At 60.6% G+C, this 15,182-nt stretch carries 10 protein-coding genes and 1 tRNA gene; 4 read left to right on the forward strand and 7 right to left on the reverse strand.

The window, feature by feature from the left end; all coding sequences use genetic code 11:
• Positions 1-74: 74 nt before the first annotated feature.
• The 4 genes from rpsG to DXY16_RS11085 all read right to left on the reverse strand — a co-directional run bounded on the left by rpsG (position 75) and on the right by DXY16_RS11085 (position 3,118).
• A complete protein-coding gene (gene rpsG / locus DXY16_RS11070) occupies positions 75-545 on the reverse strand; it encodes a 30S ribosomal protein S7 (RefSeq protein ID WP_115019335.1) in 471 nt (156 codons plus the stop codon).
• A 74-nt stretch (positions 546-619) separates the two neighbouring features.
• A complete protein-coding gene (gene rpsL, locus DXY16_RS11075; protein WP_007099836.1) occupies positions 620-994 on the reverse strand; it encodes a 30S ribosomal protein S12 in 375 nt (124 codons plus the stop codon).
• A gap of 75 nt (positions 995-1,069) precedes the next feature.
• Entirely contained in the window at positions 1,070-1,396 is a 327-nt protein-coding gene (locus DXY16_RS11080) for an AIR synthase (protein WP_115019332.1), read from the reverse strand.
• Positions 1,397-1,423: 27 nt separating this feature from the next.
• Positions 1,424-3,118: a phosphodiester glycosidase family protein gene (locus tag DXY16_RS11085; protein ID WP_115121384.1), complete on the reverse strand. Its 1,695-nt coding sequence runs from the start codon at positions 3,116-3,118 to the stop codon at positions 1,424-1,426.
• Positions 3,119-3,235: 117 nt separating this feature from the next.
• Here DXY16_RS11085 and gltB point away from each other — a divergent pair, with 117 nt between their 5' ends.
• Entirely contained in the window at positions 3,236-7,843 is a 4,608-nt protein-coding gene (gltB, locus tag DXY16_RS11090; protein WP_115121278.1) for a glutamate synthase large subunit, read from the forward strand.
• A gap of 12 nt (positions 7,844-7,855) precedes the next feature.
• Entirely contained in the window at positions 7,856-8,164 is a 309-nt protein-coding gene (locus tag DXY16_RS11095) for a YciI family protein (protein ID WP_115121279.1), read from the forward strand.
• Positions 8,165-8,210: 46 nt separating this feature from the next.
• Here DXY16_RS11095 and lipA read toward each other — a convergent pair whose 3' ends face one another.
• On the reverse strand, positions 8,211-9,080 hold the full coding sequence (gene lipA / locus DXY16_RS11100) for a lipoyl synthase (protein WP_115121385.1): 870 nt from the start codon (positions 9,078-9,080) through the stop codon (positions 8,211-8,213).
• 27 nt (positions 9,081-9,107) lie between these two features.
• Here lipA and DXY16_RS11105 point away from each other — a divergent pair.
• A tRNA-Pro gene (locus tag DXY16_RS11105) sits at positions 9,108-9,181 on the forward strand.
• Between the two features lie 21 nt (positions 9,182-9,202).
• Here the strand turns inward: DXY16_RS11105 and cobJ are convergent.
• Both cobJ and DXY16_RS11115 read right to left on the reverse strand, forming a co-directional pair.
• On the reverse strand, positions 9,203-10,984 hold the full coding sequence (gene cobJ / locus DXY16_RS11110; protein WP_115121280.1) for a precorrin-3B C(17)-methyltransferase: 1,782 nt from the start codon (positions 10,982-10,984) through the stop codon (positions 9,203-9,205).
• A gap of 140 nt (positions 10,985-11,124) precedes the next feature.
• Entirely contained in the window at positions 11,125-12,450 is a 1,326-nt protein-coding gene (locus DXY16_RS11115) for a hypothetical protein (protein WP_115121281.1), read from the reverse strand.
• A 419-nt stretch (positions 12,451-12,869) separates the two neighbouring features.
• Between DXY16_RS11115 and psaA the strand changes: the two genes are divergently transcribed.
• Positions 12,870-15,173, forward strand: coding sequence for a photosystem I core protein PsaA (gene psaA / locus DXY16_RS11120; protein WP_115121282.1), 2,304 nt, complete (start codon positions 12,870-12,872; stop codon positions 15,171-15,173).
• Positions 15,174-15,182: the final 9 nt, after the last annotated feature.

Consider the following 15,182-nt stretch of genomic DNA (forward strand, 5'->3'; position numbering starts at 1 on the left):
GGTGGGGCGTAAAAAGGCGGTGGAGATCCTACAGGTCCGTCCCTGAACTCAGTGGCTTCCGGGACGACTGGGGATCAGTAGCGGTAGTGGGCGAAGGCCTTGTTGGCTTCGGCCATCTTGTGGGTTTCTTCGCGCTTGCGAACGGCATTGCCAGCCTCATTGGCGGCATCCATCAGTTCGCCGGCCAGCTTCTGAGCCATGCTGCGGCCGTTGCGGGAGCGGGAGAAGCTCACCAGCCAGCGCAGGGCCATGGCCGTGCCGCGCTCTTGGCGAACTTCCATCGGCACCTGGTAGGTCGCACCGCCCACTCGCCGGGCACGGACCTCAACCAAGGGAGTTGCATTCTTGACTGCGGTTTCGAACAGTTCGACCGGATCGCCCCCGGTGCGCTCGGTGATTAGGCCAAAGGCATCAGACAAAATCCGCTGCGCAGTGGACTTCTTCCCGTGCTTCATCAGGCGGGCCACCATCATTGTGGCCAGGCGATTATTGAACTGAGGATCGGGAAGGATCGGGCGCTTGACGGCGGCGTTACGGCGTGACATGAACTGTCAGTGGATGGGAAATGGATACTGCAAATGGATGGATTGGGAGCGCTTGGGGTGCACGCCCTCACGCATCATTCCTTGGGCGTCTTGGCGCCGTACTTGGAGCGAGATTGACGTCGGTCCTTGACGCCGGCGGTGTCGAGGGTGCCGCGAATGATGTGGTACCGAACACCGGGAAGGTCTTTGACCCTGCCACCGCGAATCAGAACCACAGAGTGCTCCTGGAGGTTGTGGCCGATGCCGCCGATATAGGCCGTGACTTCAAAACCTGAGGTCAGGCGCACACGGGCCACCTTGCGCAGGGCCGAGTTGGGTTTCTTCGGAGTGGAGGTGTACACACGTGTGCATACCCCCCGGCGCTCAGGGCAGGAACGAAGAGCGGGCGATTTGGTCTTCGCCTTGACGCTCTGGCGTTCGTTACGGATCAGCTGTTGGATGGTTGGCATCGACGGTCGGTTTGCGGTCGGAGTCCCGACCTGATTCGACAATCCACCACCATACCGGGTCGCCTGCCCCTTTCCTTACAGGCGAGTGAAGGCGCTGCCGCAGGCGCAGTTGCGGATTCCGCTGCGGGCTGTGATCAGGAAGCCACCACCACTTAGATCGCTGCGGTAGTCGAGGCAGAGGCCTCCCAGCTCGCTCACCTGCGCGGCGGGAGCATGCAGGGTGAGCCCGTCGCCGCGGGCCACAGGCACCCCCCCCAGAGAACCCGGCTGAAGTCGGATCACATGACGTTCGCAGTGCCCAGACACCAGATCGAGGTGCATCTGTCCGGCTGTGCCAGCAACAGCAGCCTGGCGGCCGAGCTCTGCTGCTGCGGATGGAGTGATCTGCAGAGTGGCGCCCATTGGACTGGTGTCAGACAGACATCCGCGTCATTTTGGCACCAGCCCAAGGCCGTTCTGCACTCTGGGGGCCATACCGCGACCGGTCATCACCAGACGGTTGGCCACCAATAGGGAAGTGGAGCTGCCGCCATCCAGGTTGAGGGCATCGGTGATGCCCAGCTGGCGCAGAGCCAGGCTGCTCTCCAGCAGGGTTGGATCGCTGCTGCCAGCTCCTTTCAGTGTCATGAGCCAGAGACGCTCTTTGTCCTGAGCAACCACCGTCCGCGGTGCTGACAGGGCGAGGAAGCCGGCGCTGAAGCCTTCCTGGCGACCGTTGAGAACCACACGACCGTTTTGCAGCAAGAGGGGGCCTCCTCCGAGTACCTGAGGCTGATCGCCCACAGGATTTGAGCTGCTGGTGCGGATCGTGACCCGTTGGCCAGGGCGGGCCGGCACCGGTGCGCCACCACGGGCCACGACCAAGTCTCCTTTGAGAGGGATTGGCACCCCTCTTGTCAGTGCGGCGTTGTTGTGCAGAGAACGAACGTCTCCGTCAATGACGGTGATCGCCTGCTCTCTCCCGCTCAAGGCTCGATAAACAGGGCCCCAGGCGTGGTCATAGCGGCTCAGTCCGCGCTGCACATAGCCACTGTTCAGATGGCCGAGGCCCCAGCGCTGCCCGCCTTCAACAATCAGTTCTTGATTGAGGCGCAGACGGCCAAAGTAAAGACGGTTTGTACCGTTCCAGCCGATCGCTCCGCGGTTGAGAATCGGCCCGGAAAGCCAGTTGCCGTCGATTCTCACCGCTCCAAGGGGTAATTGGCGGATGCGGTTGAAAAATCCTCCGTTGATCGCGAACACGGCGCCAGCAGGTTGGGCGAGTTGGTTCAGGAAGCGGAGCCCCTGTTGACCACTCCTCGGTGCGAGTGGGCGTAGCTCTAGCCCCTGACTGTTGGGATCGGTTCCCACTCGGTAGATGAGTAGTGGCTTGACTCCCACCTTCACCACCCGTTTGTCCAGGACCAGCCCTTGCCGCACGAAGCTCTGAATCGCAGGGTTGAGCAAGGGCGCCGCCAGTGGGTCGCGACCGATCGCAGCACCCCGGTTCCCGCTGCTTAGACCGTCCAGAACGATCCGCCATGGGCGGGCCAGGGTCAGAGTTGACAGGGTCGTGCTCTGGCCGCTCAGGGTCAGGCTGCTACGACTTCGCTTCGGACGTAACCCCATCGCCCGCAGCTGCCCGTCCTGCGTTGGGGTTGAACGGAGTCCAAGGACGAGATCGTTGCCCTCCCTTTGCAGCAAGGCCGGTCCATTGAGATCCATCACCAGCCGGTTCGCGGTGCTGCCTTTGCCTCTGCGTAGGCGGATCACCTTGGGAGCCGGAAGTCTGATGGCGAGGGTGTCGCCGGTTCGCTCGAGCTTCACGCCTACGGCGCTCAGCCAACCACTCACCTCGATGGCGACTTCGTCATCAATCGAGCGCTGGGTCAAGCTCCGAAGCGATGCCTTGTGCCCATACCATTCGAGCTCCTCACCCTCTCTAGCGTTGTTTCGCTGGAAACCGAAACGGGCGACGAGGACATCCAGAGGCAGCCAGATCTGGTCGGGCTTTTGACGATCAGTGCCGATCCAAAGCCAGGGCGTTGTGATCTCGGATCCGGCCAGGCGCAAGCTTGAGCCCTGGATGGGGCCAACGGCACGGACTTCGGGGATCGGTGCGGGTGGCGGCGGCGGCGAAACCATGGCTCGGACGCTAGCCGGATTTTTGTGCAGCACCACGCGTCCTTAGGATCATCAATCGCGTCAGCGCCGCCGCTGGGTCTTTGCGTCTGCGGCTGACGTTCGATTCGACCGAAGGACATGACCCAACTTTCCGACTCAGCCTGGCCCCACTGCGATACCCCAGCTCCTGAAGCCGTGGCCGGAGAGAAGGATGCCTGCGGTGTGGGCTTTCTGGCCCAGCTGCAGGGAGAGGCCAGCCATTGGTTGCTTCAGCAAGCCCTGCGAGGCCTGGGCTGCATGGAGCACCGCGGCGGCTGTGGCGGGGATGGAGATTCTGGTGACGGCGCGGGTGTGCTCTGTGGCATCCCCTGGGACTATCTCAAGGCTGTCTGGCCGGAGGCTGCTGCTTCTGGGGATGGCCGAGGCCTGGGAATGCTGTTCCTTCCATCTGATCCCAGTCGTCGTGAGCAGGCTCAGATGTTTGCCGCTGAGGAGGCTGCAGCCCTGGGTCTCCAATCCAAGGGCTGGCGTGAAGTGCCGGTTGATTCAGCTGTGCTCGGTCCTCTCGCGCGTGAGACGGCTCCCTCCATTTACCAGTGGCTTGTTGAGGGCGAGCAGGCCGGAGATGCCCTTGAGGCCCTCTTGTTTCGCCTGCGGCGCCGTCTGGGCGATCGTGCCCGCAAAGCCTTCGGTGCCGAAGGTGCAAGAGACCTTTATGTCGCTTCGCTGAGCAGTCGCACCGTTGTTTACAAAGGCATGGTGCGCTCTGAGGTGCTGGCGGCTTTCTATGCCGACCTCCGCGACGCTCGCTTCGCGGTGAGCTTTGCGGTTTATCACCGCCGTTTCAGTACCAATACCCTTCCTCGCTGGCCGCTGGCTCAGCCGATGCGACTGCTCGGCCATAACGGAGAGATCAATACCCTTTTGGGCAATCTCAACTGGGCCCGTGCTTCCGAGTCCCAACTCAGCCAAGTGTGGGGCGATGCCGCGGCTGATTTGAACCCTGTGGTGAATCCTGCCTTCAGTGATTCCGCCAATCTCGACGCCAACCTCGAGTTGATGGTGCGCAGTGGGCGTTCGATCACCGACAGCTTGATCACGTTGGTCCCCGAGGCCTTTCGCAATCAGCCCGATCTCGATTCTCGTCCAGACGTGACGGCGATGTACGAGTTCAATGCCGGTATCCAGGAGCCCTGGGACGGTCCTGCCTTGTTGGTGTTTGCAGACGGCAAGCGTGTGGGTGCCACTCTGGATAGGAACGGTCTGCGTCCAGCCCGTTGGTGCACCACCAGCGACGGCTTTGTGATCATGGGCTCGGAAACCGGCGTGGTGGATCTGAGCGACAAGACCGTGGTCAGTCGTGGTCGGCTCGGCCCTGGTCAGATGCTTGCTGTGGATCTTGAGCGGGGTGAACTGCTCGACAATTGGGCCGTGAAGGAAGATGCTGCCGCACGCCATCCGTATGGCAGCTGGCTACAAGAGCATCGCCGCAATCTTGACGCGCAGCCCTGGACGGACGACAGCCAGCTGGCCGATCTCGACCTGTTGCGTTTGCAGACTGCAACCGGTTTCACCGCTGAAGACCTTGAGCTGGTGATTGAAGACATGGCAGGCGCTGCCAAGGAGCCCACCTACTGCATGGGCGATGACATTCCCCTAGCAGTGCTCTCTGACAAGCCACATCTTCTCTACGACTACTTCAAGCAGCGCTTCGCTCAGGTCACCAATCCGCCGATCGACCCTCTGCGCGAAAAGCTGGTGATGAGCCTGGAGATGCATCTAGGTGAACGGCGGCCGGCTCTCTGTCCGCAGCCTGAGGCCGCTGCCTTGGTGCACCTCGATTCACCTGTCCTGAACGAAGCCGAACTGGCCGCTATCGCCAATCAGGGACTGCTCTCTCGACATCTCTCGACTCAGTTTGATCCCACCCTCTCGGCCGAGGCCTTGCAGGTTGCTTTGGATCAACTCTGTGCTTCCGCTAGCAGTGCTGTGGACCAGGGGGCACAGATACTTGTGCTGAGTGACCGAGTGGCTGCTCAAGGTCAGCCCGCTCCCCTGGCGGCAACAGTCGCAGCCCTTCCGCCTCTGCTGGCTGTTGGTGCCGTACACCATCACCTCTTGCGTGAGGGGCAACGCCTGAAGTGTTCTTTGGTGGTTGACACAGCGCAGTGCTGGAGCACCCATCATTTGGCTTGCTTGATCGGCTATGGCGCCAGCGCCGTCTGCCCTTGGCTCACCTGGGAGACCATCCGGCATTGGCTGGTTCATCCCAAGACCCAGAAGCGGATCGAGCAGGGCAAGCTTGAGGCCCTGACTGCGGCCAAGGCTCAGGCCAATGTCCGCCTCGCTCTTGAGAATGGTCTTCGCAAGATTCTCTCCAAGATCGGCATCTCCCTTTTGGCGAGCTATCACGGGGCCCAGATCTTCGAAGCGATCGGTCTTGGTGCCGATGTGATCACGCGCGCTTTCACCGGCACAACGAGCCGAGTCGCGGGTCTCTCCCTTCAGGAATTAGCTCGCGAGACCCTGCTCCTGCACGCCAAGGCCTTCCCAGAGCTCAACCGCACCAAGCTCGAGTTCATGGGCTTTGTGCAGTACCGAACTGGTGGGGAGTACCACCTCAACAGCCCGGAGATGTCCAAGGCTCTCCACAAAGCTGTCAAGGACGGCCCTGGCTACGACCACTTTTCGACCTATCGCACCCTGCTGGAGAACCGTCCGGTCACTGCTCTGCGCGACCTGCTTGAGTTCAGGACTGCTGCCACGCCACTGCCCCTGGACCAGGTTGAGAGTGTGCAAAGCATCTGCGAACGGTTTTGCACGGGTGGCATGAGTCTCGGGGCGCTGTCGCGGGAGGCTCACGAGGTCTTAGCCGTGGCCATGAACCGCATCGGCGGCAAAAGCAATAGTGGTGAAGGTGGAGAGGATCCGGCCCGTTTCAAGGTGCTTGCCGATGTGGACAGTGAAGGTCGATCAGAGACCCTGCCTGCCATTCGGGGCCTCAGCAACGGTGATACGGCCTGCTCGGCGATCAAGCAGATCGCTTCTGGGCGGTTTGGTGTGACGGCCGAATATCTGCGCAGTGGTCGACAGCTCGAGATCAAGGTGGCTCAGGGTGCCAAACCCGGAGAGGGTGGCCAGCTGCCTGGACCGAAGGTGGATGAGTACATCGCCTGGCTGCGGAATAGCAAGCCAGGTGTGGCTCTGATTTCTCCGCCTCCCCATCACGACATCTATTCCATTGAGGATCTGGCGCAGTTAATTCACGATCTCCATCAGGTGCACCCCAGTGCCAGGGTGTCGGTCAAGCTCGTGGCCGAGATCGGTATTGGCACCATCGCCGCAGGCGTTGCCAAGGCCAATGCGGACGTGATCCAGATCTCCGGTCACGATGGTGGCACGGGTGCCTCACCGTTGAGCTCCATCAAGCATGCGGGAGGACCATGGGAACTGGGCCTCACCGAGGTGCATCGCAGCCTGATGGAGAACGGTCTGCGTGATCGCGTCCTCCTTCGTGCCGATGGAGGCCTCAAGACCGGTTGGGATGTCGTGATGGCTGCGCTCCTTGGCGCAGAGGAGTTCGGTTTCGGCTCGGTGGCGATGATCGCGGAGGGCTGCATCATGGCCCGCGTTTGCCACACCAATAATTGTCCAGTGGGTGTTGCGACCCAGAAAGAAGCTCTGCGCAAGCGCTTCACAGGACTCCCCGAGCATGTGGTGAATTTCTTCTTGTATGTCGCCGAGGAGGTGCGCCAGCTGATGAGCGTGCTTGGCGTGGCAAGCCTTGAGGAGCTGATCGGTCGTAATGATCTGCTGAAGCCTCGTGCGGTGAGCTTGGCCAAGACCAAGTCAGTGGATCTCACCACCTTGTTGGCGCCAGTTGTTGGTAGTAACAGTCGCAGCTGGCTGACGCATGCGGCTTCGGCTCATGGCAATGGACCGACCCTTGAAGATCAGTTGCTCGCTGATGCCGATGTGCTGGCGGCAATTCAGACCCATGGGTCTATTTCTCGCACCTTGGAGATCATCAACACCGATCGCAGCATCGGTGCCCGATTGGCCGGTGAAATTGCTGCCCTTCACGGCAACCGTGGTTTTCAGGGAGAGTTGCAGCTTCATTTCCACGGAGCGGCAGGTCAGAGCTTTGGAGCTTTTCTGGTGCAGGGAATGGATGTTCGCCTTCAGGGCGAAGCCAATGACTACATCGGCAAGGGAATGAATAGTGGTCGCATCGTTCTCGTCCCAAATCCCGGGACGGCATCCCCTGGTGAACAAGTGATTCTCGGCAACACGTGTCTTTACGGTGCCACCGGAGGGGAACTGTTTGTGCATGGGCGCGCCGGTGAACGCTTCGCGGTGCGCAACAGCGGTGCTCGGTGTGTCGTTGAGGGCACGGGTGACCACTGTTGTGAATACATGACTGGCGGGGTGGTGGTGGTGCTGGGCAGCACGGGCCGCAATGTGGGTGCTGGGATGACCGGCGGTGTGGCTTTCATCCTTGATACCAATGGCGGTCTCACTGACCGGGTGAACCACGAGATCGTTGAGGTTTGCCCTCTAACGACGCGTGAACAGGAGGCCACTCTGAAAGGGTTACTCGAGGCTTATGTGGCTGCTACGGGCAGTGAGAAAGCCGTGGCTCTGTTGGCCGATTGGTCAGCAGCCAAGGAGCGCTTCAAACTGTTGGTTCCTCCGAGTGAGCGCGCTGCCATGGGTCTGCGTGATCAGGCTGCAGTGGCCGCCTGATCACGCAGACCCATGGCCTGGTTCATCAAGCAGGAGATTTTTACCGATGCACTGACGGCGTTACCGGTTGAGGAGCGGCGTGTTCACCTCAGCGATCATCGTCAATGGGTCGAGGCCCAGCGCTCCTCTGGTGTGCGTATGGCCAGTGGTTTCCTGGTGGACGGTGAGCACAAACCCGGTGGTGGTGGTCTGTTGTTGTTTGAAGCCCCCAGCTATGCCTCTGCCCTGGAACTGATTCGCCAGGACCCGATGATTTGCCGCGATTTGGTGACCTGGAGCTTGCATGAATGGGTCCCGGTGTCAGGGGAGCTGCAGGCGTGACGTTCGCGATCCCTAGCAGTGGTGGGGTGCGTAGATCGGAGACAGCTCAGCGGGGATGGGCTTGCATCAGGCGTTGGACCTCACCGGCGTGGTAGCTGCTGCGAGTTAGAGGTGTGCTCACCACCTGCAAAAAGCCGAGTTCCTTCTCGCCGTGTTGGCGGTAGTGCTCGAACTGCCCGGGTGTGACGAAGCGGTCCACCGGCAAGTGCTTGGGGCCAGGGGAGAGGTACTGGCCGATGGTGACGATGTCCACTTGGTGGGCACGTAGGTCTTGCAGCACCTCGATGACTTCCGCATCGTTTTCGCCAAGGCCCACCATCAGGCCTGATTTTGTGTACGCCCGTGGCCAGTTGTCTCGCACCTGCTGCAGGAGTTCGAGAGAGCGCTGATAGAGGCCCTGGGGTCTTGCTTTGCGGTAAAGCCTGGGCACGGTTTCGATGTTGTGGTTCAGCACATGAGGCGCTGCGTTCATCACAGTGGCCAGGGCCTCCCAGTTGCCGCAGAAGTCGGGGATCAGCAGTTCGATCGTGGTCAGCGGTGAGCGCTTCTTCACCTGCTGGATGCACGCCACGAACTGGGATGCGCCGCCGTCGTCGAGGTCATCTCGGTTCACCGAAGTGATGACGACATGCTTGAGGCCAAGGCGTGCCACTGCTTCGCCGAGTCGTTCTGGTTCTGTGGGATCGAGCGTGCGCACGCTCTTATCGAAATCGATGTCGCAGTAGGGGCAGGCCCGGGTGCAGCCTGGCCCCATGATCAGAAAGGTGGCCGTGCCCCCTGCAAAGCATTCGCCGATATTGGGACAACTTGCTTCCTGGCAAACGGTGTTCAGCTTCAGGTCGACAAGCATGTCGGCCACGGCGCCGATGCGCTCCCGTTGTGGTGCTTTGACGCGCAACCAGTCTGGTTTCTGCAGGGAGGTCATCTTCTAAAGTCCCGTCATCGGGATGTAGCGCAGCTTGGTAGCGCACTTCGTTCGGGACGAAGGGGCCGCAGGTTCGAATCCTGTCATCCCGACTCCACTGTCATGAGGATTGCTCAAGTCAGGTCGGCCCCTGGGTAACCACGTGGTGTGACCAGTCGTCCATCTGATTCCCGGCTGGTGCTGTTGCCGATCACCAGCAGAGTGAGCATGTCGACGGCGTCGACAGGCAGTGTTCCAAGCGCATGAAGCTCGACGGCTTCTTCGCTGCGCCCGAGTTGACGGGCCAAAACAACGGGGGTGGTCACCTCCCGGCCGCTGAGCAGGATCTGGCGTGCGCGTTCCAGTTGCCAGTCTCGTCCTTTGGAACGGGGGTTATACAGCGCCACGACAAAATCTCCGTCAGCGGCTGCCTGAAGTCGCTTCTCGATCACCTCCCATGGAGTGAGACGATCACTGAGGCTGATGGTGCAGAAGTCATGCATGAGTGGGGCTCCGACCCTGGCTGCAGCCAGTTGAAGGGCGGAGATCCCCGGATGCACCTCGAAGCGGGGGCGCTCCTGCTCAGGCATCGATAGCCAAAGTTCTAGAGCCAGGCCTGCCATGCCATAGATGCCGCTGTCGCCTGAAGACACCAAGGCGACTCGGGCACCCTGACGCGCTAGCTCCAGGGCCTGGAGACACCGGTCTCGTTCGCGGGTTAATTGGCCATCCAAACGCACTTGATCGTGGCGACGCAGGGGCTCCAGCAGGTCGAGGTAGAGGCCGTAGCCAACCCATGACACGCAGCGGCTGAGGGCTTGCTTCGCATCGGCAGTGAGCAGAGTCAGGTCGCCGGGGCCGCTGCCAATCAGATGCAGTTCGCCGCGTTGGGGCGCGAAGGGCTCCATCGCTTCGGCGATGGCCACGGTGGCGGCTCCGCATTCTTTGGAGTTCTGAGGCTTTTCGATCCGTTTCGAGAGCCGTAGATGGCCTCTCTCTCCAGCAGCAAGCAACGCTGCTGCTTCTGCCACCGAAGCTGTTCCCATTTCGGCGGCGACCACCGCTGATGGTGTGGGTACGTCAATGGAGGCGAGGGCTTCTGGGCTGTTCAGTCTCAGGGGCCAGCCCTGCGCTGCAGCGAGCTTTAGCAGTGCAGGTTCATCACCCTTACGCTCGATCGTGCTCAGGCCCGCCACTGCTTCCGGCGCCAGGCCTGCTTCCGCTAAGCCTCTGTGAATCGCCCGTTCGACCAGGCTGAAACTGGTGTTGCGCTCACACCCCACCCCGATCCAGAGGACGGGAGGATGCCAATGGCAGACGCCTGAGCTGGAGGAGGAGCGTCGCTCTGCTGTGATTCGCAAACGGATTGTGGCCAAGGCCTCAGCGCTTTCTTCGCTGTCACCATCAGGCGAGCTGTCCACAAGAGCAGCCGCTGCGCTGCAAAGACGCCAGTGCTTGCTGCCGCTTTGCTGACTGAATCTGATCGGATGCCCCTGGGCCTGCTCGACCATGAGGGCACGCCAGGCGCCGATCTCGCCTCCAGGACGCCAGCCCCAGTCGCGACCAAAGGCATCGAGGGGAAGTCGTTTCTGGCTGACGCAGTCGCCTGTGATGACGGCAATAGCGCCAAGAACCGCTGCGAGCTCGTAGGCGAGGGCTTCCGCTCTGGCCTGATGTCCGCCCAGCAGTGGCACCACCACTCGGGCTTCGGCATCCAAAACAAGAACGGCCGGATCTGTGGACTTGCCTGCAATCAGCGGGGCGATCAGACGGGTGACGGCCCCTAAAGCCCCGATCACGATCACCGTGCCCCGCCAATGCTGCTGCAGAAGTGCAGCTCCGCTACCGCGGATCAGATCCGCTGGAGGGGTCTGGATCGCTTCCGCTGCCTTGACTGTTAGGGCGATCTGCTTCACATAACCAGTCTTTTGAAGTCGTTGAAGCAGAGGCAGGGCACTGCACGACAGCCCCAGCGCGAAACCGCTTTGGTGTTGCAGGACAGGGTCAACCTCGGAGAGAGGGGGCGTTGCAGCGTTCAGGACAGCAGGCTCGGAAATCAGCGCTGGGGCTCGTCAGTGTTCAACGGCTCCCGATCTGATCCTCCCAGGCTGATGGTGGGTGACTGTTCCTTTTCAGCAGATTTTGTCGGTGGAGGGGTGGTTGGATCGACGATCCCGCTGGCGGAGATCTTGCGATTCGACCGTTCGCTGATTGGGGGCATGACCTCTGTCATGGCCGTTGACTGCTCATCCAGGCTGTCGTTCGTGCCGGAGTGGTTGTCGTTGCCTTCTTCAACCGGAATGGGAACGTCTGTCTGTTCGACCGATGGCGTTTTGGTGTCCTCCTTCTTGGGCTCGGTTGCGTCGGCCCGGGGGGTGTTGGCGCTTGGTTCTTCCTGTGGCAGCGCCGCTGCAGGCTCTGGCTCAGGCTGAGGAGCGGGGTCGCCCACGAGGCGGGCAACATCGCTTTCTCTCAGTCTTGACTGAAGCCAAGCCGGTTTCTGCCTGGTTCGCGGTGGGACGAAACGCAGTTGGTTGTTAAAGGTTGGATCAATCGGATCTCCTAGACCGTCCAGCAGTTCCATCTGCACGATCTCGCTGGCTTCGTTCTGACGGACCCAGATTGCGTCTTGGCGGTCTACCAGGAAACTGTCTCCATTCAGGGTGAGGCGCAGGCGCCAGCGCCCGTCGCCTTCACGCAGGTTCTGTAAAGGTGCATTCCAAATCAGCCAGTCCAATAGCAGTGGCTCACCGTTACCAAGCTCAGCGGGGCTAACCATCACCATCCAGGGAGCGTTCGGATCTGGCTGGGTGCCTTTGAGAGCCTGAAATTGATGCAGGCGCCAGTTCAGGCTGGCCCCTGGCGCCTTGACGGCTTCTCCCCATGGATAAGCGGCGTATGCACTCAGGCGATGGCTGCCAGGACTGAGTGCCGGCAGGGTTGCCTTCACCGTGAGACCTGCTCCGGAGCTTTTTTCACCACTGCTGAAACGAAGCGGGGGCTCGTTGTCGATCTGGAGAGCCACGTGGGGGCCAAGGCCTAGGTCAGGATCGTTGACCAGTGGCCAGTCTTCGACTTCCACAACCAGTTTCAGTTCCTTCCCGTTCAGAACGGCACCGTCCTGCGGGTTTTTGAGCGTCAGCCTGGGGTGATGATCGGCCAGACGGCTGCGCAGCTGCTGGACGCCACCTGGCGCTGTGACTTCCTGGAGCCCGCCCTTGGGTCCCTCAGGTGTCACAACTCGCCTGGGGCGATTGTTGACGGTGCGATCTCCCCAGGCGATGGCTGGAATGTCAAGGGCGGATGCAGGTGCCACACCGATCAAAACGATCAGCGCGGTGATCAGGATTGCGATGGCATGGCGGCGTGCCAACGTGCCCATGGAGGCTGCAGCAGTTCAGAAGCATTCTGAACAATCCATCCGCTGACCCAGCGGGCCTCAAGTTTTGTGTTAATGGGATTCAAAAAATTAGTTCTTAATTGTTATTGATTCCTCCAAAATGTCTGCACTGGGCTGTTAGCCGCTCTCTGGCAGACCCCCTGTCCTCACTGGGGCGCTGACGGATTGAACCTTTGTAACTCACCTGGCCAGAGGGTCGACATTCGCCTCTATGCTTCCGCCAGCGGTCCCCTCTTTGGGGCCCAATGCTCCAGTGAGAGTCGGGAGGCCTTTCTCCCGAAAACCACTGGCGCCCGGATGCTGTGAGGCTTTGCCGAGCTGCGCCCGGGGCCCCGATGAGCCTTCCGGTTTATCGGAGGGGTGGCCCACCACCTCGATCCCGTCCCTCGAGGAACGACTCGATGACCAAAAGCCCACCAGAGCGTGGGAGCACTCGCAAGAGCAAATTTGTCAAGGTCGACAACCCTGCGACCTTTGAACTGTTCGGTAAGCCCGGACATTTCGACAGATCTCTTGCGAAAGGTCCCAAAACCACAACCTGGGTTTGGAACCTCCACGCCAACGCTCACGATTTCGACTCACACACGAGCGACCTCCAAGAGGTTTCTCGCAGAATCTTCAGTGCTCACTTCGGCCATCTGGCCGTGGTGTTCATTTGGCTGAGCGGCGCCTTCTTCCATGGAGCCCGCTTCTCCAACTATTCCGGCTGGCTTGCCGACCCCACTCACGTGAAGCCCAGTGCTCAGGTGGTGTGGCCGGTGTTCGGTCAGGAAATTCTCAACGGTGACATGGGTGCCGGGCATCAAGGCATCCAGATCACCTCAGGCCTCTTCCAAATGTGGCGTGCCTGGGGCATCACGACTGAAACCCAGTTGATGGCCCTGGCGATCGGCGCTCTGGTGATGGCCGGCCTCATGCTCAATGCAGGCGTCTTCCACTACCACAAGGCAGCTCCAAAGCTGGAGTGGTTCCAAGATGCCGAGGCCATGCTGAACCACCACCTGGCGGTTCTGTTCGGTCTGGGTTCCTTGTCATGGGCGGGTCACCTGATCCATGTCTCGGCTCCCACCACCAAGCTGATGGATGCCATCGATGCCGGCCAACCGCTGGTCCTGAATGGCAAGACCATCGCGTCTGTGGCGGACATCCCTCTGCCTCACGAATTTTTCAACCAGGATCTCCTGGCTCAGCTTTATCCAGGAATCGGCTCCGGCATCGGTGCCTTCTTTAGCGGTAACTGGGCTGCTTACAGCGACTTCCTCACCTTCAAGGGTGGTCTCAACCCTGTGACTGGAAGCCTGTGGATGACCGACATCGCGCATCACCATTTGGCGATTGCCGTGATGTTCATCGTTGCTGGTCACATGTACCGCAACAACTACGGCATCGGGCACTCAATTAAGGAGATCCACGAAGCGCATCAGGGAGATCCTCTGCTCTTCCCTGCAAGCAACGGCCATAAAGGCATCTACGAGTTCATGACGAACTCCTGGCATGCCCAGCTGGCTGTGAACCTTGCAATGGGTGGCTCGGTTTGCATCGTTGTTGCCCAGCACATGTACGCGATGCCTCCGTATCCGTACATCGGTATCGATTACCCGACTCAGATCGGTCTGTTCACCCATCACATGTGGATTGGTGGCTTTCTGATCGTTGGTGGTGCAGCGCACGCTGCGATCGCCATGGTTCGTGACTACGACCCCGCACAGCACGTCGACAACGTGCTTGACCGGGTGCTCAAGGCTCGCGATGCCATCATCAGCCACCTCAACTGGGTGTGCATCTGGCTCGGCGCTCACAGCTTCGGCCTGTATGTGCACAACGACACCATGCGTGCTCTGGGTCGCCCCCAGGACATGTTCAGTGACTCCGCAATCCAGCTGAGGCCTGTCTTTGCTCAATGGATCCAGGGCCTTCATGGCGCTGCAGCCGGAAGCACCGCTCCTAACGCTCTTGCTGGCGTCAGCGAAGTGTTCAACGGTTCCGTTGTGGCCATTGGTGGCAAGGTCGCCGCTGCCCCGATTCCTCTGGGCACCGCTGACTTCATGGTCCACCACATCCATGCCTTCACGATTCACGTGACGGTTCTGATCCTGCTGAAGGGTGTCCTGTACGCCCGTAATTCACGTCTGGTTCCCGATAAGGCGAACCTGGGCTTCCGCTTCCCTTGCGATGGTCCTGGTCGTGGCGGCACCTGTCAGGTGTCTGCTTGGGACCACGTGTTCCTGGGTCTGTTCTGGATGTACAACTCCCTCTCCGTCGTGATCTTCCACTTCTCTTGGAAGATGCAAAGCGATGTGTGGGGCACGGTGAATGCTGATGGCTCTGTCCAGCACATCACCAACGGCAATTTTGCCAACAGCGCCATCACGATTAATGGCTGGCTGCGTGACTTCCTGTGGGCTCAGGCCGCACAGGTGATCAACAGCTATGGCTCCAACACCAGCGCCTATGGCCTGATGTTCCTTGGAGCTCACTTCGTCTGGGCCTTCAGCCTGATGTTCCTGTTCAGCGGCCGCGGCTACTGGCAAGAGCTCATTGAGTCCATTGTTTGGGCTCACAACAAGCTGAAAGTGGCTCCGGCCATCCAGCCCCGTGCGCTGTCCATCACCCAGGGCCGTGCTGTGGGTGTCGCTCACTATCTTCTGGGCGGCATCGCGACCACGTGGGCCTTCTTCCACGCCCACATCCTTGTGGTCGGCTGACCTCTCCTG

This window comes from Synechococcus sp. UW105 (assembly GCF_900473935.1).
Lineage (GTDB): Bacteria > Cyanobacteriota > Cyanobacteriia > PCC-6307 > Cyanobiaceae > Synechococcus_C.

Bases quoted from the DNA above. Each gene is read 5' to 3' on its own strand.
- rpsG (WP_115019335.1), bottom strand. From the start codon at position 545: ATGTCACGCCGTAACGCCGCCGTCAAGCGCCCGATCCTTCCCGATCCT.
- rpsL (WP_007099836.1), bottom strand. From the start codon at position 994: ATGCCAACCATCCAACAGCTGATCCGTAACGAACGCCAGAGCGTCAAG.
- DXY16_RS11080 (WP_115019332.1), bottom strand. From the start codon at position 1,396: ATGGGCGCCACTCTGCAGATCACTCCATCCGCAGCAGCAGAGCTCGGC.
- DXY16_RS11085 (WP_115121384.1), bottom strand. From the start codon at position 3,118: ATGGTTTCGCCGCCGCCGCCACCCGCACCGATCCCCGAAGTCCGTGCC.
- gltB (WP_115121278.1), top strand. From the start codon at position 3,236: ATGACCCAACTTTCCGACTCAGCCTGGCCCCACTGCGATACCCCAGCT.
- DXY16_RS11095 (WP_115121279.1), top strand. From the start codon at position 7,856: ATGGCCTGGTTCATCAAGCAGGAGATTTTTACCGATGCACTGACGGCG.
- DXY16_RS11115 (WP_115121281.1), bottom strand. From the start codon at position 12,450: ATGGGCACGTTGGCACGCCGCCATGCCATCGCAATCCTGATCACCGCG.
- psaA (WP_115121282.1), top strand. From the start codon at position 12,870: ATGACCAAAAGCCCACCAGAGCGTGGGAGCACTCGCAAGAGCAAATTT.